Source organism: Psychrobacillus sp. Z3-81, from assembly GCF_056620325.1.
Genome location: NZ_JBWQPU010000120.1, coordinates 1 through 216, shown reverse-complemented (window position 1 = coordinate 216; position 216 = coordinate 1). Strand labels below are relative to the sequence as shown.

Here is a 216-nt window from a genome sequence, read left to right as displayed (position 1 = left end):
CACCTGCCTGAGAAACATAAGCTGCTCATGCACTCAGATCAGGGCTGGCATTACCAGATGGAAAAATACCGGGACGTCCTTGCATCCAAAAACATCAAGCAGAGTATGTCTCGAAAGGGCAACTGTTACGACAACTCTGTCATGGAGAACTTCTTTGGTATTATGAAATCCGAATTTCTCTACTTAAAGGAATTTCAAAGTGTGGAGCATTTTAAG

General features: G+C 42.6%; 1 protein-coding gene. It reads left to right on the top strand.

The genetic code is table 11. From position 1 onward, the window contains the following. A partial coding sequence (locus AC1ECF_RS17865) for a DDE-type integrase/transposase/recombinase (RefSeq protein ID WP_480390770.1) occupies positions 1–216 on the top strand: 216 nt, incomplete at both ends.